Below are 24,397 nucleotides of genomic sequence, written 5' to 3'. Positions count from 1 at the left end.
GACGTCACCTCTGTAACAATGGCGCAATGGCTAAGAAGCAGATCATTCAGCTCGTCGACGATCTTGATGGCACGGTTCTGGAGAACGGTGAGGGCGTCACCATTCGATTTGCGCTCGAAGGTCGTACCTATGAGATCGACCTGTCCGACGCGAACGCGGAGAAGCTGCGCGCCGCATTCGCGCCCTATGTCGCCGCCGGCCGGTCGGTGACCGCCGCGCGCACCGAGGTGGCGCGTCCGCGCCGCACCGCGTCGAAGTCGTCGGAGCTCGCCGCGATTCGCGCGTGGGCGAGCGACAACGGCTTCGCCGTGAGCAGCCGGGGCCGCATCCCGGCGAACGTCATCGCGGCCTACGAAGCCGCGCACTGACCGAGCACACTCCTCCTGCGCCGACCCGCGCGCACCCTTCCCCCGCCCGCTGATCCCCCCATCCGACCTCGCGCGTCGACCTCGCGCGCACGACGGCGCCGCGACCCGGACCAACCGGGTCACGGCGCCGTCGTTGTTCGCTCAGTCCAGGTCGACGACCTCGAACTCCAGCAGCTCCGCGCCCGTCGCGACGGGCGCACGGTCGTGTCCGCCGTGCGCATCGCCGGCACGCGTCGCGCGCCACGCCTGGAACGACTCCTCGGCGTCCCACGTCGTCACGACGAAATAGCGCGACTCCCCGGCGACCGGGCGCAGCAGCTGAAAGCCCTGAAAGCCGGGCTGCCCGTCGACGGAGTGCTTGCGGGCGGCAAAGCGTGCCTCCAGCTCGGGACCCGTCCCCTCGGGGACCGACAGGGCGTTGATCTTCACGACGGACATGGACTCTCTCCTCGTCTTGCGGTGTGGTGCGGGAATGCGATGACGCACGGACATCAGGCGCGCGCCGCGGCGCCGAGACCCCAGCCCGTCGCGGCTTCCTGCTGCCGCCAGAACTCGGCGAACCGGCCGCCGGCCGACAGCAGTTCGTCGATCGTGCCGTCCTCGACGACGCGGCCGTCCTCCAGGAAGACGACGCGCTCCGCGGCCCTGATGCTGGAGAGCCGGTGCGCGACGATCACGCGGGTGCGCGCGATGCGGTCGTCGGCGAGGGCGGATGCCACGGCGACCTCGTTCTCGGTGTCGAGCGCGCTCGTCGCCTCGTCGACGAGCAGCAGCGGCGCGGGCTTGAGCAGCGCCCGCGCGATCGACACGCGCTGACGCTCGCCGCCCGACAGCGACGATCCCGCTTCGCCCACGCGCGCCCCGAACCCGTCGGGCAGGCGCGCGGCCACGGCATCCACGCGCGCGAGCCGCGCGGCGTCCTCGAGCGTCTCGGCGTCCGCCGACGGGTCGCCGACCGCGATGTTCTCGCGGATCGTGCCGTCGAACAGATACGGATGCTGGAACACGACGCTCACCAGCCCGGCGCGCGCGTCGGCGGTGAGCTCGGCGGCGTCCTGCCCGTCGACCAGGATCGTTCCCGACGTCGGCGCGTGCAGGCCCGCGAGCAGGGCCAGCACCGTCGACTTGCCCGACCCCGAGGGGCCGACGATCGCGGTCGTGGATCCCGGCTCCAGCGTCAGCGTGAGCCGATCGAGCACGGGCGTCTCGCCCGCCGCATAGCCGAACGTCACGTCCCGGAGCTCGATGCGGGCCGGCGCGCCCGGCGCCGCATCCCGCGGGCCGGCCGATCCCGGTTCGGCGCCCGGCGCCCGGGTGCCCGCCGATTCCGGTACGGCACCCGCGTCCCGCCCGTCCGTCGCCGTCGCCGTCGACCCCGGCCCGGCATCCGCCGTCCGCGAGCCGCCCAGCTCCCTCGTGCCGGAGGGCGTCCGCGGCGCCTCGAGCACCGACCGGATGCGGCGCAGCGTGCCGAGCGACGCCTCGACGCCGCCGCTGAGCTCGGCGAGCGTCGTGAACGGCTCGAGGTAGCGCACGATCACGACGATGAGCGCGATCGCCGCGGGCACCGACACCTGGCCGTCCGCGGCGAGCACGACCGTCGTGCCGGCGAGCAGCAGCAGCGCGAGCTGGCTCGCGACGCTGAACACCAGCTGCCCCGGCACCTGCATGAGCAGCAGGCGCATCATCGCGCCGTGCTGGCGGGCGAGCGCCGCGCCCACGTGGCTGCGCTCGGGATCCACGCGCCGTGCCGCGCGCAGCGCCTGCTGCGTGCGCGCGAACTCGACGATCCGCTCCGTGAGCGCGGCGTTCGCGTCGGATGCCGCACGGTCCGCGGCCCGGCCGATGCGCCCCGCCAGCACATACGCCCCGAGCAGCACCGGCACGCCGAGCAGGGCGGCGACGCCCAGCTGCCATGCGATCGGCAGCAGCGCGATCGCGATCGCGACGGGCAGGGCCACCGCGCTCACGAGCGGCGTGACGAGATAGATCACGAGCCCCACGAGCTCGGGTCCCGTCGCGGCGATCGCCTGGCGCGCGTTCGACGTGTTGTCGGCGTCGAACCACGTGAGGCGCACCCGCGTGAGCTGGTCGGCGACCGCGTGCTGGCCCGTGTCGAGCAGGCCGAAGCCGAGCTCGAACCCGATCGCCGACGCGACGCCGTCGAGCGCCCAGCCGGCCGCCGTGAGCGCCGCGAACACGCCGACCCACGGCCACGCGTCGGCGGGCACGGGACCGAACAGCGCCGTGATGACGGGCACGAGTACGACGATCGACGCGGCGCGGACGACGACGCTGACGAGCGCCAGCACCGTGTGCAGCACGACGCGGCCGCGACGGTCGGCGGGCAGCAGCGAGAGCAGCGTGCGGATCATCGGACGGCCTCCCCGGCGACGGTCGTGACGGGATCCTCGCCGCCGGAGCCGGAGCCGGGTTCGCCGTCGGCGGGGTCGGGCGCCGGCAGCCCTCCGGCATCCCAGAGCCGCCGGTAGCGGCCGCCGCGGGCGAGCAGCTCGTCGTGGGTGCCCGTCTCGGCGATGCGGCCGTGCTCCAGCACGACGATGCGGTCGACGCCCGTCACGGTGCGCAGCCGGTGCGCGATCACGAGCACCGTGCGCCCCCGGGTGAGCCGGCTCAGCGCCTGCTGCACGAGGTACTCCGACTCGGGGTCGGCGAACGCGGTCGCCTCGTCGAGCACGAGCACGGGCGTGTCGGCGAGGATCGCGCGGGCGATCGTGAGCCGCTGCCGCTCGCCGCCCGACAGCGCCGCGTCGGGGCCGAGCACGGTGTCGTAGCCGCGCGGAAGGCGCAGGATGCGCTCGTGCAGCTGCGCGTCGCGCGCCGCCTGCTGCACCTGCTCGTCGGTCGCGTCGGGGACGGCGAGGGCGATGTTGTCGCGCACCGTGCCGTGCACGAGCTGCGTCTGCTGGAAGACGAAGCCGACGCGCGTGTACAGCTCGTCGCCGGGCAGCGCCCGCACGTCGCGTCCGCCGATGCGGATGCCGCCGGCATCCACGTCGTGGAAACGGGCGAGCAGCGCGGCGAGCGTCGACTTGCCCGAGCCCGACGGGCCGACGAGCGCCGTCACGGTCCCCGGCTCGAGCGTGAGGGTGATGTCCTGCAGCACGGGCGTGCCCGGACGGTAGGAGAAGGCCACGCGATCGAACTCGACCCGGCCGGCGGGCACGGAGGCGTCGTCGTCGCCCGCGGCGTCGCGCGCGACCAGCTCGGGCTCGTCGAGCGCGATCTGCACGCGCCGCGCCGCGAGCAGGCCGCCCCGCAGGCCCGACAGGCCGTAGCCGATGCCGAGCAGCCGTGCGCCGAACGTGGTGCCGAGCAGCAGGAACGGCAGCAGCGCCACGGGGTCCATGCCGCCCGTCGTGACGAACAGCGCGCCGAAGACGACGATCACGGCGAGGAAGGTCGCGGGGCGCGTCACGAGGTCCAGGAGCGACTTCTGCCGCGAGAACGGGCGCTGCCAGTCGGAGAGGAACGCGATGTACTCGTCGAGCCGCGACCGGAACGAGGATGCCGCAGCGCCGCCGAACACGCGCACGACGGGCTGGCCCTCCAGGTAGGCGCCCGCCTCGCTGTTCATGCGCTCGGCCCAGCGCAGGGCCTGCGCCGTCTTCGCGCCCGACTGCACGACCATGACCGACATCGTCAGCACGTACACGAGGATCGGCAGGAACAGCAGCAGCGCGAGCCGCCAGTCCACGGCGAAAAGGTAGACGAGCACGGCGGCGGGCGCGACGACCGCCGCGACGGCGTCGGGCACCGCGTGCGTGACGAGGTAGTGCAGCGAGAGGGTGTCGTCCTGCACGAGCTGCTTGACCTGCCCCGACGTGCGGTTCTCGAACCAGCCGAGGGGGAGCCGCGCGAGCTTGCCGAGCAGCCGCCGGCGCACGTCGCGCTCGAAGCGCGCGTCGACGGCGTGCAGCCAGAGCAGCAGCAGCGACGACAGCAGGGCGCCCGCCGCCATGAGGCCGACGGCCCACAGGCCCACCGTCCACAGCCGCGACGTCTCGGCGCCCGCGAGCATCAGCCGGGCGAGCTCGACGAGCAGGAAGAACGGGGCGAGCTGGATGAGCGTGACGATCCCCTGCGCGACGCCGCCCACGATGAGCGCGGGCCGCAGCGGCCGCAGCAGCCGCGAGCCCGCCTGCGCGCGCCAGCCCGCGGGGGCGGCGGAGGCGGAGGAGGAGGCGGGCGGGGGAGAGGCGGGAGAGGCGGCCGCGGGTGAGGCAGCGGTCCCGGTCGTCGTGACGGTGGCATCCGCCCCGGTGGTATCCGCCCCGGCAGTCGTGACGGTGGCATCCGTTCCGACCGTCGCCACGGCGGCATCCGCGCCGGCGATCGCGGCATCCGTTCCGGCGGCCTCGGCGGGCGTGTCGTCGGTCTGCTGCGCGCGCAGCTTGCCCATCGCGCGGCCGTGATACCAGTAGGCCTGCTGATGCGTCTCCGACTTGGGGAAGCCGAACTCGTCGCGCAGCCGCGTGCGCAGCGCCTTGAGCGACCCCGACTCGGGCGCGACCCACGCGTACCAGTTCGACCAGTCGCGGGCCTCGATCGCCGCCGCGAGCGAGCCGGCGCCGCGCCGCGGCACCCAGTGCGTGCGCACGCGCGGGTGGCTCGGCAGGGGGATCAGCAGATCGGCGTCGTCGTGCTGCTCGAGATAGAGCTCGATCGGCACGTCGTCCGGGACCGTGCGCAGGATGCCGCTGATGGCGGGGATGGATGCCGAGTCGCCGATCACGAGGTAGCCCGCGGGCAGCTCGTCGGGGAGGTCGAAGCGCGACGAGCCGAGCGACGTGACCGAGACCGTCGCGCCCGGCTGCGCGGCGACGGCCCACGCCGACGCGGGCCCCGCGGGCTCGTGCAGCACGAAGTCGACCGCGAACCGGCCGTTCGGCGGATCGGCCTCGCTGAACGTGTACGCGCGCTGATGCTCGGCGTTCCGTCCCTCGGGGTCGGGGAACCAGAACCGCAGCCACGCGGTCGGCGGCGCCTCGATCTCGTCGAACAGCGTCGCGCTCGTGAAGCGCACGCGCAGGAACTTCGGCGCCAGCAGCTCGGTGCCGACCACGGTGGCCTCGTGATCGCGCGCACCGAAGCCGCGCATGACGGCACCCTGAAAACCACGCCCAGCCATCGGGCCTCCTCGGCTACCTTAGGTGAGGCTTAGTTTAGACCTGCTGTGCTGTGCTGTGCTGTGCTGTGCTGTGCTGTGCTGTGCTGTGCTGTGCTGTGCTGTGCTGCGGTGCGCGCACCGCTGTGCACGATTCAGGCCGTGCACGATTCAGGAAGCGTGCACAATTCAGGAAGCGTGCACAATTCAGGAAGAACGGGCGGTCCGGCCGGCCGAGCCCGGTGTTTCGGGGCGAGCTTCCTGAATCGTGAACCGCCCGCGGCGTGGGTCATGAACCGTATGCGGCGGGAACCGCGGGCGCGACGTGCGCCTCGCACGGCACCGCCGCGCAGTCGTCGCACGCGACGAGCTGGCGGCGGCACGAGGGGTCGGGGCAGTTCGCCGTGCGGCTCGTGGCCGCGCCGCAGCCGGCGCAGCGGCCGATCACGGCGGCGTGGTCGCTGAAGTCGATCGCGCCGCGCCCGTCGAAGACGTACAGCGAGCCCTCCCACAGCCCGTCGTCGCCGTAGCGCTCGCCGTAGCGCACGATGCCGCCGTCGAGCTGGTACACCTCGCCGAAGCCGCGCGCGGTCATGAGGCTGGAGAGCACCTCGCAGCGGATGCCGCCCGTGCAGTACGTGACGACCGGGCGGCCCTTGAGGGCGTCGAACATCCCGGAGTCGAGCAGGCCGACGAAGTCGCGCGTGGTCTCGGCGGGCGGCACGACGGCGCCGCGGAAGCGGCCCACCTGCGCCTCGAGCGCGTTGCGCCCGTCGAAGAAGACGACGTCGTCGCCGCGCTCGGCGACGAGCGCGTGCAGCTCGTCGGGGCTCAGTCGCGTGCCGCCGCCCACGACGCCGGCCTCGTCGACGCGCAGCTCCCCGGGCGCGCCGAACGAGACGATCTCGTCGCGCACCTTCACGCTCAGCTTCGGGAAGTCGACGCTGCGGCCGTTCTCGTCGAGGCCCGTGCCCGCGCTCCACTTCACGTCGGCGCCGCGGAACGGCGCGTACGAGCGGAACGAGCGCGCCCAGCGCTTGAGCTGCGGCAGATCGCCGCCGAGCGTGCCGTTGATGCCGTGCGGCGAGACGAGCACGCGCCCGCGCAGTCCCAGCGCCTCGCCCAGGTCGCGCTGCCACACCCGGATCGCCTCGGGATCGGCGAGCGGGGCGAACACGTAGAACAGCACGATCTTGGGGGTGGCCACGGTGCGATCCTAGGCGAGGGGCGATCCGGGGTCGGGCGTGATTCCCCGTGCGGCATCCGCACCTGCGAGAATGGGAACTCCGCGCCGATCGGAAGAGTCTCTCGTGCAGTACATCTCCACCCGTGGCGGCATGACGCCGCAGCCCTTCAGCGAAACGCTCCTCGAAGGGCTCGCGCCCGACGGCGGTCTCGCCGTGCCCGAGCGGATGCCGCGCGTCGACGCCGCGACGCTCGAGTCGTGGCGGGGGCTGAGCTATCCCGAGCTGGCCACCGAGGTGCTCGGGCTGTTCGCCACCGACATCCCGCGGGGCGACCTCGCCCGCATGACGGCCGCGGCCTACGCGGGCTTCCCCGAGCCGGTCGTGCCGCTGCGCCCCATCGGCGGCGGCATCACGCTCGTCGGCCTGTCGGAGGGCCCGACGCTCGCCTTCAAGGACATGGCGATGCAGTTCCTCGGCCAGGTTCTCGAGTACGTGCTCGAGAAGAAGGACAGCGTGCTGAACATCCTCGGCGCGACGTCGGGCGACACGGGGTCGGCGGCCGAGCACGCGCTGCGCGGCAAGGAGCGCGTCGCCGTCTTCATGCTCTCGCCGCAGGGACGGATGAGCCCGTTCCAGCGCGCGCAGATGTACTCGCTGCACGACGAGAACGTGCACAACATCGCCGTCGAGGGCGTGTTCGACGACTGCCAGAACCTCGTCAAGGAGCTCGCCGGCGACCTCGACTTCAAGCGCGCGCAGCACCTCGGCGCGGTCAACTCGATCAACCTCGCCCGCATCACGGCGCAGACCGTCTACTACTTCTGGGCGTGGCTGCGCGCGACCGACGCGCTCGAGTCGCCGCAGGGCTTCGAGGTGTCGTTCACGGTGCCGTCGGGCAACTTCGGCAACATCCTCTCGGGGCTGTTCGCGAAGGGCATCGGCGTGCCGATCCGCCGTCTCGTGCTGGCCGCCAACGAGAACAACGTGCTCGACGAGTTCTTCCGCACGGGCGTCTACCGCCCGCGCAGCGCCGCCGAGACGCTCGCGACCTCGAGCCCCTCGATGGACATCTCGAAGGCGTCGAACCTGGAGCGCTTCATCTTCGAGCTGCTCGGCCGCGACCCGCAGCGCGTCGTGGCCGCGTGGCGCGACCTCGACGAGCAGGGCTTCTTCGACCTGTCGGCCGAGCAGCCGCGGTTCACCGGCGAGTTCGGCATCCTCAGCGGCACGTCGACGCACGCCGACCGGCTCGCCACGATCCGCTCCGTGCACGAGGCGAGCGGCGAGCTCATCGACCCGCACACGGCCGACGGCGTCAAGGTCGCGCGAGAGCACCTCGAGGAGGGCGTGCCGATGCTCGTGCTCGAGACGGCCAAGCCCGAGAAGTTCTCCGAGACGATCACCGAGGCGACCGGTCTGCGGGTCGCGCTCGGCGACGACCTCGCGGCGATGCTCGACGCCCCGCAGCGGGTCACCGAGATGGCCGACGACGCCGCGGCGCTGCGCGCCTTCATCGAGGCGCGCGCCCTGCGCTGAGCTCCCCTCCGCGGAATCCTCCCCGCCGCTGGATCCCTCTCGCGCCGCCTGGAATATCTCGGGTATGCTCGGTTTTCAGCGGCAGGTGCGAAGGCGCACCGGGTCGCCGCACTCGGTCATCAATTCAAAGGAGAAACCATGGCCTTCACCGCTGACGAGATCGTCGAGCGCCACAACCGCGGCCTGCACGAGCGCGACAACGCGCTCTTCTCGAGCATCTTCGCCGACGATGTGGCGGTCGAGCTGCCCGGCATGTCGTTCGCGGGCATCGAGACGCTGCTCGGGGTGCTCGCCGCGTTCACCACGGCGTTCCCGGACATCAAGCTCACGCCCCGTCACGTCTACGCCGACGAGAACGGCGTCGCCGTCGAGCAGACCTTCACGGGCACGCACGACGGTCCGCTCGCGAGCGCGGAGGGAGAGGTCCCGCCGACCGGTCGCGCCGTCACCTTCCCGATGATCGACACCTTCGTGCTGCGCGACGGCAAGGTCGTCGAGCACCGCGTCTACTACGACAACCAGCTGTTCCTCTCGCAGCTCGGCCTCGCCTGACCGCAGCCCGGCCTCGCCTGAGCGCGAGACGCGCCCCGCCCGTGTCCCGGGCGGGGCGCGTCGTCGTCGGGTTCAGCGCCAGGCGTCGATGCGCGTCGCGTCGCCGAGGCGGTGCCACGTGCGGTTGTGGTAGATGAGCGCGTCGCCGTGCTCTCCCTCGCCGACCTCGCGGTTGATCTGCGCCTGCAGGGCGTGGCCGGCGATGATCGTCGAGCCGCCGGCATCCATGCGTCCGATCACGGCGCAGCGCACCCACGCGCGCGTGCCGCGGTAGACGGGCTCGCCCGTGACGAGGCGCGCCCAGCGGTCGGTGTCGGCGAACCGGTCGACGCCGTGCGTGGCGGCGAGCTCGGCCAGCTCGAGGTCGTGGGCGTCGAGCAGGTGCACGACGAAGGTCTCGGCGCGGGCGAGGACGGATGCCGCGGACGAGGACGACGTGACCGAGAAGATCAGCAGCGGCGGCTCGGCGCTCACCGACGAGACCGACGTCGCGGTGAGGGCGACGGGACCGTCGCCGGCGTCGGCGGTGATGACCGCGACGCCTCCGGGGTGTCCCCGGAACACGCGCTTGAACTCGTCGGCGGAGACCGCGTCGCCCAGCTGACGCGGGGCGTCGCCGGCAGCGGACGAAGAGGCAGGCATGCCTCTTAGGGTACCCTCTGCCGACGGGGGCGAGCCCGCTCGCAACAGTTCGACACACGACTCGGGCGCGGTCGCCGTCAGCCGGGATGATGGACGGCATGTGTTGTCGTACCTGGACCGTGACGTCATGACCGACGGATTCGCCTCGACCCAGCTGCACCGAGGCTACGTGCCCGGTACGCCGCAGAACGCGGTGGCGCCCCCCATCTACCAGACCACCGCGTACGAGTTCGCCTCGCTGCAGGACGCCGCCGACCTCTTCGCGCTGCGCAAGTCGGGCAACCTCTACAGCCGCAACGCGAGCCCGACGCAGCTGATCTTCGAGGAGCGGGTCGCCGCGCTCGAGGGCGGCACCGCCGCCGCGGCGGTCGCGTCGGGTCAGGCCGCGGTCGCGGTGGCGCTGCTCGCGCTCGCGAAGCAGGGCGAGCACGTCGTCGCCGCCAACCAGCTCTACGGCGGCACCGTCGACCTGTTCCAGGAGACGTTCGCCGACTGGGGCATCGACGTCACGTTCGTCGACCAGGACGACCTCGACGCGTGGCGCGACGCCGTGCGCCCCACGACGCGCGCGCTGTTCGCCGAGTCGGTCACCAACCCCACGGCGCAGGTGCTCGACGTGCGCGCGATCGCCGACATCGCGCACGCGGCCGGCGTGCCGCTCGTCATCGACAACACCGTCGCCACGCCGTACCTGCAGCGACCGGGCGACTTCGGCGCCGACATCATCGTGCACTCGGCGACCAAGTACCTCGGCGGGCACGGCACGTCGATGGGCGGCGTCGTCGTCGACATCGGCTCGTTCGACTTCGGCGCCGAGCCCGAGCGCTGGCCGCAGTTCACGGCGCCCTACGCGCGCATCAAGGACGTCGTGCTGTGGGAGCGGTTCGGCCCGCAGGGCCAGGCGCTCGCCGTGCTCATCAAGACCAAGTACGTGCACGACCTGGGGCCGTCGCTCTCGCCGTTCAACGCGTTCCAGCTGCTGCAGGGCCTGGAGACCCTCGACCTGCGCATCCAGCGGCACAGCGCCACGGCGCTCGCCGTCGCGCGCTTCCTCGACGGGCACGACGCCGTCTCGCGCGTGCACCACCCCGGGCTCGAGGGGAACCCCTGGCACGGCGCCGTCGCGACCTACCTGCCCCGCGGCGTGCCGGCCGTGTTCTCGTTCGACATCGCCGGCACGGGCGACGCCGCGGCCGACCGCGCGCGCGTGCACCGCTTCGTCGACGCGCTGCGGCTCGTCAAGCTCGTCGCCAACATCGGCGACGCCCGCTCGCTCGTCGCGCACCCGGCATCCATGACGCACTCGCACCTCACCGAGCAGCAGCTCGCCGAGGGCGGCATCTCGCCCACGACGATCCGCCTGTCGATCGGCCTCGAGGACCCGGACGACATCATCGCCGACATCGCGCAGGCGCTGGCGGCGTAGCATCCGGCATCCTGTGCCGCATCCGGCGCCCGCGCGGTAGCGTGGGCCGCATGGACGAACGGGCGCGGTGGGCGGTCCTCGGACCGGGGGAGATCAGCGGGTTCTTCGCGCGCTCGCTGCGGAACGCGCGGCTCGGCGGGCTGCACGCGGTGGGCAGCCGTGACGCGGTGCGCGCGCGGGCGTTCGCCGACGAGCACGGTGCCCGGGTCACGGGCACGTACGACGAGGTGATCGCGCGCGACGACGTGGACGCCGTCTACATCGGCACCGTGCACACGACGCACGCCGACCTCGCGCTCGCCGCGCTCGACGCCGGCAAGGCCGTGCTCTGCGAGAAGCCCGCCGGCGTGACGGCGGCCGAGACCGAGCGCGTGCTGGAGCGGGCGCGCGAGCGCGGCCTGCCGTTCGTGGAGGCGTTCAAGTACCGGTTCGGCCCGTTCCCCGCGCTCGTGCGCGGGCTCGTCGCATCGGGGGAGCTGGGCGCGCTCACGGGGGCGACCGCGACGCTCGGCTCGCGCGTCGAGAACGGGCTGGCGCGGCTGACCGACCCGGCCACGGCCGGCGGCGCGATCCTCGACATGGGCTGCTATCCCGTGTCGCTCGCGGTCGGCCTCGCCGCGTGGTCGGGCGCGCTCGACGACCTGGCGCTGACGGATGCGACGGGGATCGTCGGCGACACGGGCGTCGACGTGCACGCGGAGGCGACCGTGACCTTCGGCGGCGCGGCCGTGCGCGTCGCGTGCTCGTTCGTCGAGGCGCTGCCGCGCAGCGTCACGATCGCCGGCACGCGCGGGAGCCTGGAGATCCCGAACGTCTGGGGCAGTCGTGCCGCGAGCACCGACGGGGCGACGCTGCACCGCGTCGGCGGCACGGCCGAGCCGCTGCGCGCCGACGTCGTCGACCCCATGGCCGCCGAGAGCGACGCCGTGATCCTCGCGCTCCGGGAGGGCCGCACCGAGGCCTCCGAGATGCCCTGGGCCGAGACCCGCGCCACCGCCCGCCTCCTCGACGCCTGGCTCGCCGCCCTCCGCTGACCCCTGCGCCCCCGAGCCCTGCGCCCTCCCGCTTCCGCCCCGTCCCGCCTCTCCTGCTCCCGCGACACGGTGGGTTCGTCGCCGAGACGGTGGGTTTCTCGCCGAGACGGTGGGTTCGTCGCCGAGACGGTGGGTTTCTCGCCGAGACGGTGGGCACCGCGTCGGCGAGAAACCCACCATCTCGCGGGGAGTGCACTGCGGGGGAGGGCTGGGTGGGGATGCCGGGTATGTATATACTCGGCATGTTCTGGCGGGTGCGGCGGAGGAGTGCGGATGTCGGTGCGGCAGAGCCTGCTCGCGATCCTCGACCAGGGGCCGTGCTACGGGTACCAGCTGCGCACCGAGTTCGACCGCCGCACGGGGTCGACCTGGCCGCTCAACGTCGGCCAGATCTACAACACCCTCGAACGCCTCGAGCGCGACGGCCTCGTCGAGAAGGGCGACACCGACCCGCAGGGCCACGTGTACTGGCGCATCACGGACGCCGGCTCCGCCGAGGCCCGTGCCTGGCTCGACGCCCCGGTCTCGCGCGCCCCGGGCACGCGCGACGAGCTCGCGATCAAGCTCGCCGTCGCCGCGACGCTCCCGGGGGCCGACGTGGGCACGGCGCTCGAGACGCAGCGGAACGCGACGCTCGCGCGGCTGCAGGGCCTGCGCGACGACGCCTCGGCGGAGCCCGGCACGGCCGAGGAGCTGGCCCGCGCTCTCGTGGTCGACTGGCAGCGCAGCGTCGCGGAGGCCGAGCTGCGCTGGCTCGATCGCGTCGAGCAGCGCCTCGCCGCCGCACCCGGCCTGACGCTCGGGATCGCGGCCGAGCGGCCCAGGCGCGGCCGCCCCGTGCGCGGCGCCGCGCCGACGGCGTGACAGACGGTGCGCGGCGGGCCCCGCGCACGCCCTGAGCCGCCTCGGCGTGAGTAGGGTCGAAGGCATGAGCGTTCTCATCACCCCGGCCGAGCTCGAACCCCTGATCGGCACCGTGCGCGTGCTCGACGTGCGCTACCGCCTCGACGCGCCCGACGGGCGCGCGCCCTACCTCGAAGGGCACGTGCCGACGGCCGTGTACGTGAGCCTCGACGACGAGCTGTCACGGCACGGCGAGCCCGCCGAGGGCCGGCATCCGCTCCCCGACACCGAGAGCCTGCAGGCCGCGGCCCGCCGCTGGGGCCTGCGCACGGGCGACACCGTCGTCGTCTACGACGACTGGCGGTCGATCGCCGCCGCGCGGGCATGGTGGCTGCTCACCGACGCGGGCGTCGCCGACGTGCGCATCCTCGACGGCGGGCTGCGCGCGTGGCGCGCCGCCGGCCTGCCCCTCGAGCCGGGCGACGTCACGCCCGAGCCCGGTGACGTGATCCTGTCGAGCGGGGCGCTCGCACGACTCGACATCGACGAGGCGGCCGCGTTCCCCGAGCGCGGCGTGCTGCTCGACGTGCGGGCGCCCGAGCGCTACCGCGGAGAGAGCGAGCCGCTCGACCCGGTCGCCGGGCACATCCCCGGTGCGCGCAACGCTCCGGGACCGGAGAACACGGATGCCGAGGGCCGCTTCCTCGACGCCGACGCGCTGCGCGAGCGGTTCGCGAGCCTCGGCATCGCCGTGGACACGCCCGTCGGCGTGTACTGCGGGTCGGGCCTCACCGCGGCCCACGCCACGGTCGCGCTGAGGATCGCCGGCGTCGACGCGGCGCTGTACCCGGGGTCGTGGAGCCAGTGGGCGAACACCCCCGGCCGGCCGGCCGCGACCGGCCCGACGCCCTGACCGGCGAGGGCGGGCACCACGCGAGAACGAGAAGACGGAGGGTCGGGGATGGTGTCCCCGACCCTCCGTCGCGTTCCGGCTCTGCGCGTCGTGGCGCAGGCTCAGAGGTTGGTCGCGAAGAACGGCACGATGTGCTCGTCGAGCGCCTTGCCGGCGCCCTTCGGCTGGTCGTACAGGTCGTAGTGCGACACGTCCTCGAGCACGACGAGCCGGACGTTGTCGCGTCCCGCGCGTGCGACGAGGTCGTGCCCGTCGCGGTAGGCGCCGAAGGCGCCCTGCTTGTCGCCGACGATCGCGAGCGTCGGCTGGTCGAGCAGCACGTCGGCGAGGTGGTAGGCGTCCCAGCCGAGCGTCGCCGCGCCGTGCGCGACGTCGAACGTCGCGGTGCCCTCGGGGTGCTGCGCGCGCGGCGTGCAGTAGTAGTCGAACGCCTCGATGACGTCGACGTCGCCGATCTGCTGGGCGACCTCGGCCGACGGCGGCAGCGAGGCGCTGATCGCGGCGTCGGCGCCCTTCGACTCGGCGGAGCGCTGCTGCGCGATCGTGCCGAGCAGGGCGAGCGGGCCGCCCGCGAGAGCGGCGTTGTCGCGCGACAGGCGGCCGTAGTTGACGCCCGTGACCGACACGACGGCCTTGAAGCGCTTCTCGGTGAGGGCGGCGTTGACGGTGTAGCCGCCACCGCCGCAGACGCCGAGCACGCCGATGCGGTCGGCGTCGACGTAGGGCAGCGTGACGAGGTGGTCGACGACGCGGCGGAAGTCCTCGACGCGCTGGCCCGGGTCCTCGATGCGGCGGGGCGTGCCGCCGCTCGCGCCCTGGAAGCTGGCGTCGAAGGCGATCGCGACGTAGCCCTCCTCGGCGAGGCGCGTGGCGTAGATGTTGCCCGCCGTCTGCTCCTTGCAGGAGCCGATCGGGTGCGCCGTGACGACGGCGGGGTAGGACCCTGCGGCGTCGAAGCCGGCGGGAAGGTAGATGTCTGCGGCGATGTCCCACAGCATGTCCGCGTTGCGGAAGGTGATGTGCTCGACGGTGATGTCGGTGGCGGTGACTGCGCTCACGGTTGTGCTCGCATCCTCTCTCAATCGATGATCGGTAGATCGTTGACATCCACTCTCTGCCAGGATGAAGAGGGGCACAATGTGAGGGATTCAACCTAGGAAAAACTCTCCTAGGCAAGGGATGGGAGGGGCGCCATGCCGACGAGCACGGAGCTGGGCGAGGTCGGCGGGTTCCTGCGCGCGCGGCGTGAGGAGCTGCGGCCCGAGGAGGTCGGCATCGCCGACGCCGACACCGCACGCCGCCGCGTTCGCGGGCTCCGCCGCGAGGAGGTCGCCCGGCTGGCGGCCATCAGCCCCGACTACTACGCGCGCATCGAGCAGGGGCGCCTGGCGCCCTCGCCGCCCGTCGTCGACGCGCTCATCGAGGTGCTGCGGCTCGACGACGGACAGATCGCCTACGTGCGCCGCCTGCTCTCCTATCCCGGGAGGGAGGAGCAGCTCGCCGCCAAGGCATCACCGGGAAAGGCCCGCGTGCGCCCGCAGATCGCGCGCCTGCTCGACCGGTTCGACCGGGTGCCGGCGCTCGTCTTCGGCACGTACCTCGACATCGTCGCGTGGAACCCCCTGGCCGCGGAGCTGCTCATCGACTTCGACGAGGTGCCCGTCGAGCAGCGCAACTACATCCTCCTGACCTTCACCGACGAGCGGATGCGGGCCCGCTACCCCGAGTGGGCCGACGTGGCCCGCACCTGCGTCGCGGTGCTGCGCATGGCGGCCGCCGCCGATCCGCGCAACCCCGAGCTCGTGCGGATCGTCGGCGAGCTCTCGCTGACCTCGCCCGAGTTCCGCACGTGGTGGGCCGAGCGGCGCGTGGCCCAGCAGAACTTCGGCACCAAGACGGTGCGCCATCCCGTCGCGGGCGACATCCGGCTCGACTGGGACACGTTCATCCAGGTGGGCGTGCCCGATCAGCAGCTCGTGCTGTGGTCGGTCGAGCCCGGGTCCGAGTCGGAGGGACGGCTCCGGATGCTCGAGGACGTCATCGCCGCACGGGACGGCGCCGGTGAGGGCTCGGCCGGCGAGGGCTGATCCGGCGGGGACGGCGCCCGCATGCCGTTCCACACGACGTCGAACGCCGCGCGCACGCGCGCCTCGGTCACCGGGCTGCCGGCCTCCTCGCCGCGCACGATCAGCTGGTAGTAGAAGACGCCGACGATGAGGTCGAAGGCGCTCTCGACGTCGAGGTCGGCGCGCAGCTCGCCGCGCCGCACGCGCTCGCGCAGCGCGCGTTCCAGCGGCTCGCGCCGCGGCCGCACGTGCGACTCCCAGTACGCCCGCTGCAGGTCGCGGTCGGACATCGCGAGGCGGATGCGGTGCCGGAACCGGTGCTCGGGGAAGCGCGTGACCCCCGCGCTCTCGCCGTCGAACCACGATGCGAGCACGAACGCGCCCAGGTCCGCGTCGTCGGGGACGTCGCCGGGCGTCTCGCGCCCGACGTTGAGGGCGTCGGCGACGAGGGTCGTGAGCGACGGCCAGCGGCGGTACAGCGCCGCGCGGCTCACGCCGCTCGTGGCGACGAGGCGGCTGAGCGTCACGGGCGTTCCCGCGTCGATCAGCTCGAGCGCGGCCTCGACGATCGCGCGGTCGATCCGCTCGTCGCGCGGACGGCCGGGCCCGCTCGATCCGGCGGGCCCGGCCTGGGCGGCTGCGTCGGTCACGCTCAGACGAGCGCGCGGCGGCGCAGCAGCGCGGTCGTGTCGTCGGACAGCCCGGCGCGGCGCAGCGGCGCGAGCGGGTCGGCGTGGCGATCGCGCAGACGGCTCAGCAGGATGTGCATCGAGACGTCCATCGATCCCTCCCCGAAGTCGACCGTGCCCTGCTTCTCGAGGTCGAAGCCCAGGCTGAGGAGCAGGGGCTGCATCACCGTGCGGGTGCGCTCGACGATCGCGGGCATGTGGGGGCCCGTGCGGGCGTAGTCCTCGACGATCGTCTCGTCGGAGGCGCCGAGCACGAGCAGCAGCATCGCGGCCAGCACGCCCGTGCGGTCGCGCCCCGCCGCGCAGTGGAACGCGGCCGTGCCCGGCGTGTGCGCGATCACGCTGAGCGCGGTGACGAGCTGCGGGGCGGCGTTCTCCACCATCCCGACGTACATCTCGCCCATCGCGGCGTGGTCGAGCACGGGCCGCTCGCGGTCCATGCCCTCGCCGACGTTCGACATGAGCGGAAGGTGGTGGTACGAGACGGCGTGCGCGCCCAGCGGGCCGCGGCCCGTGATGCCCGCCTCCTGCGGGCTGCGCAGGTCGATGACGGCGGTGAGCCCATCGGCGACGAGCGCGTCGGCGTACTCGGGCGTGACGATCGACAGGTCGTCGGTGCGGATCGCGACGCCGGGGCGCACGACCGTGCCGGCGACGGGCGTGCCGCCCAGGTCGCGCAGGTTGACCGGAGGGCTGAGGCGGATGTCGAGGGTCGTCATGTGATTCTCTTTCTGATGAGGGCGCTGCCCTGGTCGATCAGGGTGACGAGCAGGATGATGCAGATGATGATGGCGCTGAGGTGCCCGTAGTCGTACATGCGCATCGCGGTGGTCAGCTCGAGGCCGATGCCGCCGGCGCCGACGAGGCCGAGGATCGTCGCCCCGCGCACGTTGCCCTCGAACATGAGCAGCGTGTACGAGACGAGCAGCGGCGCCGCCTGGGGGAGCACGCCGTACTGGATGACCTGGCGCTTCGAGGCGCCGGCAGCCTCCATCGCGACCATCGGCCCCTTGTCGACCGACTCCATCGCCTCGGCGAAGATCTTGCCGATCGAGCCGATCGAGCCGAGCGTCATCGCGAGGATGCCGGCGAACGGCCCGAGCCCGACGGCCGAGACGAACATGAGCGCGAAGACGAGGTCGGGCACCGCGCGGATGATGTTCATGACCCAGCGCGACGGGTAGTAGAGCCATCGCGGCGCGATGTTCGCCGAGGCGCCGAACGCGACGACGAGCGAGAGGATCGCGCCGAGCACGGTGCCGACGATCGCCATCTGCAGCGTCTCGAGCAGGAGCAGCAGGATCGTGCCGATCTTGGAGAAGTCGGGCGGGAAGAGCCGCGAGAGGAACTCGCCCATGTTCACGGCGCCCTGGCCGAGCTTGACGAAGTCGAAGCCGACGCCGCCGGCCGACCAGATCAGCACCGCGAGGGCGATGGGGATGCCGAGCAGGAAGCGCGTGCGCGGGATGCGGAAGGCCCGCTCCAGTCGCGCGCGCTCCTCGATCGGCAGCGTCGGCACCTCGCGGGCGCCGCGGGTCTCAGTGCTCGTCATGGTCGTCCTCCCCGTCGTAGAGCACGCCGAGCCGGTCGGCGTCGAGCTCCGACGTGCGGCCGGAGATGAGCATGCGGCCGTGGCGCAGGCCGACGATGCGGTCGCTGTGGGCCAGCGCGAGCGGCAGCACGTGCAGGCTCACGAGCACGGGGATGCCGTCCTCGCGCGCGATCTCGCGGAGCAGGCCGAGCACGGAGTGCGAGAGCTTCGGGTCGAGCGACGCGACCGGCTCGTCGGCGAGGATGACGCGGGGCTGCTGCATGAGCGCGCGGGCGATCGCGACGCGCTGCTGCTGTCCGCCCGAGAGCGACCGCGCGGGGGCCGAGGCCTTGTGCGCGATGCCGACCCGGTCGAGCAGGTGCAGCGCGCGCTGGCGGTGCGCGGCCGAGAAACCGCCGATCAGGTTGATCGGGCCCGCCGCGTGCAGGGCGCCGGTGAGGACGTTGGTCATGACGCTGAGCCGCGGGATGAGGTTGAACTGCTGGAACACCTGCCCCACCTGGGAGCGCAGCTCGCGCAGCTCGCCGCGTCGCAGGTTCGTGACGTCGTGCCCCGCGACGCGCACGCTGCCGCCGGAGATCGGGGCGAAGCCCGTGAGGCTCTTCATGAGCGTCGACTTGCCCGAGCCCGACGAGCCGAGCAGCGCGACCGTCTCGCCCGGGAAGAGCGACAGGTCCACGCCGTCGAGCACGAGCCGGTCGTCGTAGGCGACCTGCAGGCCTGCGACCGACACGAGCGGCAGCGCCTGGCGCATCTCCGCCGTCGTCGCGGGAGCGGCGGGCGCTGCGGGCGCGGCGGTGTGCGCCTCGCCGGGGATCGCTGTGCTCACTGCAGGTCCTTCAGCTCGACGCCCGCGACGCCGGCGATCTCGGCGAACGGCGCGAAGAGCGCGGCATCCGGCGCGACGATCTGCTCCAGGCCGACGAACGAGCCGAACGCGCCGAGCGCCTCGGCGTTCTCGGCGGAGAAGACGGCGGCGATGCCTTCGGCGACGGTCTTGCGGGTCTCCGCGTCGAGCGACTGACGGCCGAGAACGGCCCCCTGCACGCTCATCGACGGGCTCTCGCCGACGGCGCGCCACTCGCCCTCCTCGAAGGGGAACATGGGCTTGCCCAGCTGCGTGAGCATGATCGCGGTGCACGCGGCGTCGACCTGGCCCTGCGCGAGGGCGGCGAAGCTGCCCTCGTGGCCGCCCGCGAAGATGGCCTTGTAGTCGGTGCCCTGCTCCAGCCCGGCCTCGTGCAGCATGTAGACGGGCATGAAGTATCCCGAGCTCGACGCCTGGTCGGCGAACGCGACGGTCTTGCCCTTGAGGTCGTCGAGCGTGGTGACGGGCGAGTCCTCGAGCACGACGCACGTCGACACCGGGTTGTCGTCGCCGCCGAACGCGACGACGGCGTCGACCTTGCCCGTGTTGACGGCGAGGGCCGACGGGAAGCCGCTCATGATGCCGATGTCGACGTGGTCGGCGCGGATCGCCTCGACGACGCTCAGGTAGTCGGGCACGTCGACGATCTCGACGGTGCGGCCCGTCGCCTCCTCGAAGAGCTCCGCGAACACGTCGATCGGGTTGACCGCGGTCGGGTCGTCGCCGAGCGGCAGCGTGGCCATCGTGATGGGGGCGTCGGGATCGGCGGTCTCGGCCGGGACCTCTCCGGCGCTGGCGCCCTGGCAGCCGGTGAGGGCGAGGGCGGTGATGCCGAGCAGGGCGGCGGCGGGCAGGGTGGCGCGGTGCATGGTGGCCTCTTTCGAAGATGTCGGCTCGGAGGATCGAGCAGACACATTCGGCCGCATGGACGTGAACGCGAATTACGAGACCGCGGGACTTCAAAAGGAACGCGAGGTGAACAGATGGCGCGCCGTCGTCAGGCGCGGAAGCGCCACCGTCGCCGTCGCGGCCTCTCGGGCTCCGCGACGGGCAGCCGTGCGGCGCGCCGCGCGTGCCACGCGCTGACCTCGGCATCCGGATCGTGCAGCGGCGTGACGACGGGCGGGCCGCCGAGCAGCTGGCGCCGCGCCTCGACGACGCGCCGGTTGAAGTCCTCGACGTAGGCGCGCACGTCATGCTCGCGGGTGAGCGCGTCGAGGCGCTCGGCGAGCTCCGCGTGCTCGACCCGCAGCATGAGCGCCGGCGGGCCGAGGCCGGTGAGCTGCTCGCGCTGGATCTTCCGCCGGATCCACCAGTCGGGGTCGTGGTGGTCGCCGAGCCCCTCGATCGGCCTGCCGTAGCCGGGCAGGTCGTCGAAGTCGCCGCGGCGCATCGCCTGCTGGATCGCGGTCTCGACGTACATGGCGCGCTGGTCGGGCGTCGGCACCGCCGTCGTGTCGCGCTCGTCCTGCGCGTGCCGCCGCTCCGAGGCGTCGTCGTGCGTGTCGTCGGCGCCGTCGATCCGGCGCAGGCGGTAGCGGGCGGCGCTGAGCCGAGGGTCCTCGCTCATGCCCACTACGCTACGCCGCACCTGCCGCCGTAGGATCGTTGCGGGGTGATCAGGTGGCCGAGAAGGGCAAGCGCATACGCTCTCGCGACGTCGTCGCCGAGGGTCTGTACATCGCCGCGGCCGCGACGCGGCTGCGGCTGAAGAACGAGATCCTCATGCACGTGCTCGCCGACGGCGAAGACTTCGACGGCGAGCGGTTCGTGCCGGTCGCGCGCGAGACGCTGCTGTCGCTCGCCGACGAGGCCGACGCCGAGGCGGAGCGGGTCGCGGGTCAGATCTCGCAGGCCCGCGGCAAGCACCACTCCTCCGACGGCACGCACGACTACCGCAGCCGTGACGTGCGCAACCTCAAGCGCCGGCGCAAGCAGTCGCTGCACGTCGCCCAGCAGCTGCGCGAGCGCGCGGACGACCCGGAGGAGCTCGACCGCCTCGTGGCGAGCGCCCGCGGGGCGGCGTGGGACGAAGTCGAGCGCAACCTGCACGTCACGCTCGGCATCGTCGCGGCCCGCCCCGACCTCGAGCCTGACTACGCGCGGATGCGCGAGGCGCGCATGCAGTCGCTGCGGCTCGTCGACCTGCCGAAGCTGCGCGCGGCCCGGCGCGCGGCGGCCGCGCACGCCGCGGAGTGACCCGATTCGCCGGATCGGCGTCGGACGTGTATTCTGGACGTCGGCCTTCGCGAGAGCGAGAGCCATGCGCCCGTAGCTCAATGGATAGAGCATCTGACTACGGATCAGAAGGTTAGGGGTTCGAGTCCCTTCGGGCGCGCACTGTGTTGAGACAGTGAAACGAGTGAAAGGCCCGCGGATTCCGCGGGCCTTTCACGTTCCCGGGGCGCTCGGCACGGGCCGCCGCACACGCCGCCGGCGGTGTCCGTCTCCGTTCGGCGCCGGGTCCTCCCGTGCCCTCTTGAGATCATGTGTGATATCTCATATACAATTCTGAGTATCCGTGACGAGATCAGGAGGGCGCCGTGGCCCAGCCGGAGCAGACAGGCGAGCACGATGAGGATGCGACCGAGGCGTTCCCGCCCGTCGAGGAGGCGATCGCCCGCCTCGTCGTCGAGCTGACCTACGAGCGCATCCCCGCGGATGCGCTCGAGGGCGTGCGGCGACTCATGGAGGACCAGCTCGCGCTGCAGGTCGGCTGCGTGCCGCTGCCGTGGAACCGTGCCGTGCTCGCCCTCACCCGCGCGTCGCACGCGCCCGGCCGCTCGCACGTCACGATGGCGGGCGACGAGACCTTCAGCGCCGCCGACGCCGCGTTCGTCAACGCCACCTACGGGCACAGCTTCGAGTACGACGACGCGCACGAGGAGAGCTTCTCGCATCCGGGCAGCTGTGTCGTCTCCGCCGCGATCGCGATCGGCGAGGAGCTCGGCTCGACGATGGAGGAGGTCGTCACGGGCCTCGTCGCCGGCTACGAGGTGTACACCCGCATCGGCATCCTCATCGGCCGCGACATGCTCTCGCGCGGCTTCCACCCGCACGCCCAGCTGTCGAACTTCGGCGCCGCGGCCGTCGCCGCCAAGATGCGCGGGCTCGACGTCGCGCAGACGCTCGACGCCCTGTCGATCGCGATGAGCCACGCCTCGGGCACCACCGAGTACACGTCGGGCGGCGGCTCGGTCAAGCGCGTGCACGCGGGCATCGGCACGCGCAACGGCATCCGCTCGGCCGAGATGGCCGCGGCCGGCATCACGGGCCCCCCGGCCTTCCTCACCGGCTCGAAGGGCTGGGCCTCGACGTTCATCCAGCGGCGGCTCGACGCGTCGGACGCGGGCATTTTCGCCCTCGACCGCCCCTTCGAGATCACGAAGGTGTGCATCAAGTCGTACTGCTGCTGCTTCCTCAACCACGCCTACATCCTCGGCGCGAAGCAGCTGCAGGATCGCACCGACGACATCGCCTCGGTGCTGCTGCGCATCCAGCCGGCGAACGACGTCGTCGTCGGCAATCGCAACGCCCACGCGTTCGCGCCGACCCGGCTCGATCACCTGCAGTACAGCCTGCCGTTCCAGTTCTCGCTCGCGCTGCTCGGCCACGGCAACGGCTTCTCGACCCACCACCGCTACTTCGAGGGCGGGCTCGACATCGGTCCGTCGAGCGACGTCGCGCAGCTCGCGCAGAGGATCACGATCGAGCCGGATGCCGCCCTGGACGCGGCGAATCCCGGCAAGTTCGTCGCCGACATCACCGTGACCCACGACGACGGCGCGCGTCGCCACGTGTTCGTCGGCAGCGCGCCCGGCACCGCCGACAGCCCCACGTCGCCCGAGGACCTGGAGGAGAAGTTCCGCGATCTGACGACCGCGTCGCTCGGCGCCGACGGCGCCGACGCCCTGCTGGCGGCGATCCTCGAGCTCGACCCCGCGCAGCCCGTCGCCGGGTTCGCCGCGCTGCTGCAGGGGCCCCGGGGATGAGGGGGCGCGGCCTCCCCGAGCGCCCCTGAGCCGGCGGGGGCCTCTCACGCGATCCGCGCGTCGCCCACGGCGGCCGGCGCGCACGACGAAAGGACGGACACCGTGGTCTGGCAGGACAACAGCGACAGGCTCTTCATCGGCGGCGAGTGGGTCGCCCCCTCGGGCACCCGGTGGATCGACGTCGTCAACCCGCACACCGAGCAGGCGTTCGCCCGCGTGCCGGAGGGCGAGCGCGCCGACATCGACCGCGCCGTCGCCGCGGCGCGCGACGCGTTCGACGACGGCCCGTGGCCGTGGATGAGCCTGGTGGAGCGCATCGCCGTGCTCGAGCGTCTCGGGGTGCTCATCGCCGAGCGGCGCGATGAGATCGCCCGCCTCGTGACCGACGAGATGGGCTGCCCCATCACCCTGTCGCTCGGCATGCAGGCGACGACCCCCAGGCTGCTGGTCGACAGCTTCGTCGCGATGGCCCCCGAGTACCCCTGGGAGACGCTGCGCGAGTCGGCGACGGGCCGCGCCCTCGTCGTGCGCGAGCCGGCGGGCGTCGTGGCCGCCGTCATCCCCTGGAACAACCCCATGGTCATCGCGCTCATCAAGCTCGTGCCCGCGCTGCTGGCCGGCTGCACCGCGGTGCTCAAGCCCGCCCCCGAGACGCCGCTCGACTCCTTCCTGCTCGCCGAGCTGTTCGCCGAGGCGGGGCTGCCGGCGGGCGTCGTCAACGTCGTGCCGGCCGACCGCGAGGTCAGCGAGTACCTCGTGACGCATCCCGGCGTCGACAAGGTGACGTTCACGGGCTCGACGGCCGCGGGCCGCCGGGTGGCCGAGGTCGCGGGGCCGCTCATGAAGCGCGTCACGCTGGAGCTCGGCGGGAAGTCGGCCGCGATCGTGCTCGACGACGCCGACTTCGGCCCGGTCGTCGAATCGCTGCGCATCGGCTCGTTCCGCAACAGCGGACAGGTGTGCTCGCTGAAGTCGCGGGTGCTCGTGCCGCGCTCGCGCCACGAGGAGTTCCTCGACGCGTTCACGGCGATGGTCGACACGATGCCCGTCGGCGACCCGACCGATCCGGCGACGCAGGTCGGCCCGCTGGTCAACAGCCGCCAGCACGGCCGCGTGCTCGGCTACATCGACGCGGGGCGCTCCGAGGGGGCCCGGCTCGTGCGCGGCGGCGGTCGCCCGAGCGGCCTGGAGCGCGGGCTCTACGTGGAGCCGACGGTCTTCACCGACGTCGCCCCCGGCATGCGCATCGCGCAGGAGGAGATCTTCGGCCCGGTGGCGACGGTGATCCCGTACGACGACGAGGCGCAGGCGATCGCGTTCGCGAACGACTCGCAGTACGGGCTGAACGGCTCGGTGTTCACGAGCGACCCCGCGCACGGCGTGCGGATCGCCCGCCGCATCCGCACGGGCACCGTCGAGATCAACGGCAGCCCGGTCGGCTTCACGGCGCCGATCGGCGGCTTCAAGTCGAGCGGCATCGGCCGCGAGGCGGGCCTGGAGGGCTTCGACGCCTATGTCGAGCTGAAGTCCATCGGCCTGCCGCGCGATCTCGACATCGTCGAATAGTTTTGATATAATATATAATCTGAGACGACGGAGAG

At 72.7% G+C, this 24,397-nt stretch carries 22 protein-coding genes, 1 tRNA gene and 1 pseudogene; 12 read left to right on the top strand and 12 right to left on the bottom strand.

The features are described from left to right. Positions 1 to 26 precede the first annotated feature (26 nt). Positions 27 to 368 (top strand): histone-like nucleoid-structuring protein Lsr2, encoded by a 342-nt coding sequence (locus AOA12_RS17560; protein WP_054685743.1) that lies wholly within the window; start codon positions 27 to 29, stop codon positions 366 to 368. A gap of 141 nt (positions 369 to 509) precedes the next feature. Here the strand turns inward: AOA12_RS17560 and AOA12_RS17555 are convergent, their stop codons facing one another. From AOA12_RS17555 to trhO, 4 genes are all read right to left on the bottom strand, one after another. Beyond that, entirely contained in the window at positions 510 to 806 is a 297-nt protein-coding gene (locus AOA12_RS17555) for an antibiotic biosynthesis monooxygenase family protein (protein ID WP_054685739.1), read from the bottom strand. A 53-nt stretch (positions 807 to 859) separates the two neighbouring features. Further along, complete coding sequence (locus AOA12_RS17550) at positions 860 to 2,743, bottom strand: ABC transporter ATP-binding protein (protein WP_054685736.1); 1,884 nt, start codon at positions 2,741 to 2,743, stop codon at positions 860 to 862. Beyond that, positions 2,740 to 5,520 (bottom strand): ABC transporter ATP-binding protein/permease, encoded by a 2,781-nt coding sequence (locus AOA12_RS17545; protein ID WP_054685733.1) that lies wholly within the window; start codon positions 5,518 to 5,520, stop codon positions 2,740 to 2,742. Before AOA12_RS17545 ends, AOA12_RS17550 begins: the two co-directional genes overlap by 4 nt. Before the next feature lie 265 nt (positions 5,521 to 5,785). Next, positions 5,786 to 6,703: an oxygen-dependent tRNA uridine(34) hydroxylase TrhO gene (gene trhO / locus AOA12_RS17540; RefSeq protein WP_054685731.1), complete on the bottom strand. Its 918-nt coding sequence runs from the start codon at positions 6,701 to 6,703 to the stop codon at positions 5,786 to 5,788. Between the two features lie 103 nt (positions 6,704 to 6,806). On the opposite strand from trhO, the gene thrC reads away from it, so the two are divergent. Beyond that, positions 6,807 to 8,219, top strand: coding sequence for a threonine synthase (gene thrC, locus AOA12_RS17535; protein WP_054685728.1), 1,413 nt, complete (start codon positions 6,807 to 6,809; stop codon positions 8,217 to 8,219). Between the two features lie 138 nt (positions 8,220 to 8,357). Beyond that, the gene (locus AOA12_RS17530) at positions 8,358 to 8,771 is read left to right on the top strand and encodes an ester cyclase (RefSeq protein WP_054685725.1); all 414 of its coding nucleotides are present in this window, start codon (positions 8,358 to 8,360) and stop codon (positions 8,769 to 8,771) included. A gap of 72 nt (positions 8,772 to 8,843) precedes the next feature. Here AOA12_RS17530 and AOA12_RS17525 read toward each other — a convergent pair whose 3' ends face one another. Then, positions 8,844 to 9,413 carry a flavin reductase family protein gene (locus AOA12_RS17525; RefSeq protein ID WP_054685722.1) on the bottom strand — a complete coding sequence of 190 codons (570 nt, stop codon included), beginning with the start codon at positions 9,411 to 9,413 and terminating at the stop codon, positions 8,844 to 8,846. Positions 9,414 to 9,540: 127 nt separating this feature from the next. Here AOA12_RS17525 and AOA12_RS17520 point away from each other — a divergent pair, with 127 nt between their 5' ends. The 4 genes from AOA12_RS17520 (at position 9,541) to AOA12_RS17505 (ending at position 13,629) form a co-directional block, all read left to right on the top strand. Next, the gene (locus AOA12_RS17520; protein ID WP_054687190.1) at positions 9,541 to 10,839 is read left to right on the top strand and encodes an O-acetylhomoserine aminocarboxypropyltransferase/cysteine synthase family protein; all 1,299 of its coding nucleotides are present in this window, start codon (positions 9,541 to 9,543) and stop codon (positions 10,837 to 10,839) included. Positions 10,840 to 10,889: 50 nt separating this feature from the next. Continuing rightward, on the top strand, positions 10,890 to 11,873 hold the full coding sequence (locus tag AOA12_RS17515) for a Gfo/Idh/MocA family protein (RefSeq protein WP_054685719.1): 984 nt from the start codon (positions 10,890 to 10,892) through the stop codon (positions 11,871 to 11,873). A 273-nt stretch (positions 11,874 to 12,146) separates the two neighbouring features. Next, on the top strand, positions 12,147 to 12,737 hold the full coding sequence (locus AOA12_RS17510) for a PadR family transcriptional regulator (protein ID WP_054685716.1): 591 nt from the start codon (positions 12,147 to 12,149) through the stop codon (positions 12,735 to 12,737). 64 nt (positions 12,738 to 12,801) lie between these two features. Next, positions 12,802 to 13,629, top strand: coding sequence for a sulfurtransferase (locus AOA12_RS17505; RefSeq protein ID WP_054685712.1), 828 nt, complete (start codon positions 12,802 to 12,804; stop codon positions 13,627 to 13,629). A 101-nt stretch (positions 13,630 to 13,730) separates the two neighbouring features. Here the strand turns inward: AOA12_RS17505 and AOA12_RS17500 are convergent, their stop codons facing one another. Then, positions 13,731 to 14,687: an alpha/beta hydrolase gene (locus tag AOA12_RS17500; RefSeq protein WP_156366563.1), complete on the bottom strand. Its 957-nt coding sequence runs from the start codon at positions 14,685 to 14,687 to the stop codon at positions 13,731 to 13,733. A 135-nt stretch (positions 14,688 to 14,822) separates the two neighbouring features. Between AOA12_RS17500 and AOA12_RS17495 the strand changes: the two genes are divergently transcribed. Next, entirely contained in the window at positions 14,823 to 15,716 is an 894-nt protein-coding gene (locus tag AOA12_RS17495) for an MmyB family transcriptional regulator (RefSeq protein ID WP_054685709.1), read from the top strand. Positions 15,717 to 15,766: 50 nt separating this feature from the next. Here the strand turns inward: AOA12_RS17495 and AOA12_RS24100 are convergent. From AOA12_RS24100 to AOA12_RS17470, 6 genes and pseudogenes are all read right to left on the bottom strand, one after another. Beyond that, positions 15,767 to 15,985 (bottom strand): annotated as a pseudogene (locus AOA12_RS24100) (TetR-like C-terminal domain-containing protein); the annotation flags it as partial. Positions 15,986 to 16,347: 362 nt separating this feature from the next. Beyond that, entirely contained in the window at positions 16,348 to 17,103 is a 756-nt protein-coding gene (locus AOA12_RS17490; RefSeq protein ID WP_054685706.1) for a tyrosine-protein phosphatase, read from the bottom strand. Next, positions 17,100 to 17,936: a phosphonate ABC transporter, permease protein PhnE gene (gene phnE, locus AOA12_RS17485; RefSeq protein WP_054685703.1), complete on the bottom strand. Its 837-nt coding sequence runs from the start codon at positions 17,934 to 17,936 to the stop codon at positions 17,100 to 17,102. Before phnE ends, AOA12_RS17490 begins: the two co-directional genes overlap by 4 nt. Continuing rightward, complete coding sequence (locus AOA12_RS17480) at positions 17,923 to 18,765, bottom strand: phosphonate ABC transporter ATP-binding protein (protein ID WP_231637115.1); 843 nt, start codon at positions 18,763 to 18,765, stop codon at positions 17,923 to 17,925. The genes phnE and AOA12_RS17480 overlap by 14 nt, the downstream gene beginning before the upstream one ends. Beyond that, positions 18,762 to 19,673 carry a phosphate/phosphite/phosphonate ABC transporter substrate-binding protein gene (phnD, locus tag AOA12_RS17475; protein WP_054685699.1) on the bottom strand — a complete coding sequence of 304 codons (912 nt, stop codon included), beginning with the start codon at positions 19,671 to 19,673 and terminating at the stop codon, positions 18,762 to 18,764. The genes AOA12_RS17480 and phnD overlap by 4 nt, the downstream gene beginning before the upstream one ends. A 128-nt stretch (positions 19,674 to 19,801) precedes the next feature. Further along, complete coding sequence (locus tag AOA12_RS17470; protein WP_054687185.1) at positions 19,802 to 20,374, bottom strand: J-domain-containing protein; 573 nt, start codon at positions 20,372 to 20,374, stop codon at positions 19,802 to 19,804. Positions 20,375 to 20,427: 53 nt separating this feature from the next. Between AOA12_RS17470 and AOA12_RS17465 the strand changes: the two genes are divergently transcribed. From AOA12_RS17465 to AOA12_RS17450, 4 genes are all read left to right on the top strand, one after another. Beyond that, a complete protein-coding gene (locus AOA12_RS17465) occupies positions 20,428 to 21,003 on the top strand; it encodes a hypothetical protein (protein WP_054685696.1) in 576 nt (191 codons plus the stop codon). A gap of 66 nt (positions 21,004 to 21,069) precedes the next feature. Next, a tRNA-Arg gene (locus AOA12_RS17460) sits at positions 21,070 to 21,142 on the top strand. A 205-nt stretch (positions 21,143 to 21,347) separates the two neighbouring features. Beyond that, a complete protein-coding gene (locus tag AOA12_RS17455) occupies positions 21,348 to 22,796 on the top strand; it encodes an MmgE/PrpD family protein (protein WP_054685694.1) in 1,449 nt (482 codons plus the stop codon). A gap of 102 nt (positions 22,797 to 22,898) precedes the next feature. Beyond that, positions 22,899 to 24,362 carry an aldehyde dehydrogenase gene (locus tag AOA12_RS17450; protein ID WP_054685691.1) on the top strand — a complete coding sequence of 488 codons (1,464 nt, stop codon included), beginning with the start codon at positions 22,899 to 22,901 and terminating at the stop codon, positions 24,360 to 24,362. Positions 24,363 to 24,397 lie beyond the last annotated feature (35 nt).

This window comes from Microbacterium sp. No. 7, assembly GCF_001314225.1.
GTDB lineage: Bacteria > Actinomycetota > Actinomycetes > Actinomycetales > Microbacteriaceae > Microbacterium.
This window is presented reverse-complemented; position numbering and strand designations above follow the sequence as displayed.

Coding starts and splice junctions, on each gene's coding strand:
- AOA12_RS17560 (WP_054685743.1), top strand. CDS start 27: ATGGCTAAGAAGCAGATCATTCAGCTCGTCGACGATCTTGATGGCACG.
- AOA12_RS17555 (WP_054685739.1), bottom strand. CDS start 806: ATGTCCGTCGTGAAGATCAACGCCCTGTCGGTCCCCGAGGGGACGGGT.
- AOA12_RS17550 (WP_054685736.1), bottom strand. CDS start 2,743: ATGATCCGCACGCTGCTCTCGCTGCTGCCCGCCGACCGTCGCGGCCGC.
- AOA12_RS17545 (WP_054685733.1), bottom strand. CDS start 5,520: ATGGCTGGGCGTGGTTTTCAGGGTGCCGTCATGCGCGGCTTCGGTGCG.
- AOA12_RS17530 (WP_054685725.1), top strand. CDS start 8,358: ATGGCCTTCACCGCTGACGAGATCGTCGAGCGCCACAACCGCGGCCTG.
- AOA12_RS17525 (WP_054685722.1), bottom strand. CDS start 9,413: ATGCCTGCCTCTTCGTCCGCTGCCGGCGACGCCCCGCGTCAGCTGGGC.
- AOA12_RS17520 (WP_054687190.1), top strand. CDS start 9,541: ATGACCGACGGATTCGCCTCGACCCAGCTGCACCGAGGCTACGTGCCC.
- AOA12_RS17515 (WP_054685719.1), top strand. CDS start 10,890: ATGGACGAACGGGCGCGGTGGGCGGTCCTCGGACCGGGGGAGATCAGC.
- AOA12_RS17510 (WP_054685716.1), top strand. CDS start 12,147: ATGTCGGTGCGGCAGAGCCTGCTCGCGATCCTCGACCAGGGGCCGTGC.
- AOA12_RS17505 (WP_054685712.1), top strand. CDS start 12,802: ATGAGCGTTCTCATCACCCCGGCCGAGCTCGAACCCCTGATCGGCACC.
- AOA12_RS17495 (WP_054685709.1), top strand. CDS start 14,823: ATGCCGACGAGCACGGAGCTGGGCGAGGTCGGCGGGTTCCTGCGCGCG.
- AOA12_RS17490 (WP_054685706.1), bottom strand. CDS start 17,103: ATGACGACCCTCGACATCCGCCTCAGCCCTCCGGTCAACCTGCGCGAC.
- phnE (WP_054685703.1), bottom strand. CDS start 17,936: ATGACGAGCACTGAGACCCGCGGCGCCCGCGAGGTGCCGACGCTGCCG.
- phnD (WP_054685699.1), bottom strand. CDS start 19,673: ATGCACCGCGCCACCCTGCCCGCCGCCGCCCTGCTCGGCATCACCGCC.
- AOA12_RS17470 (WP_054687185.1), bottom strand. CDS start 20,374: ATGAGCGAGGACCCTCGGCTCAGCGCCGCCCGCTACCGCCTGCGCCGG.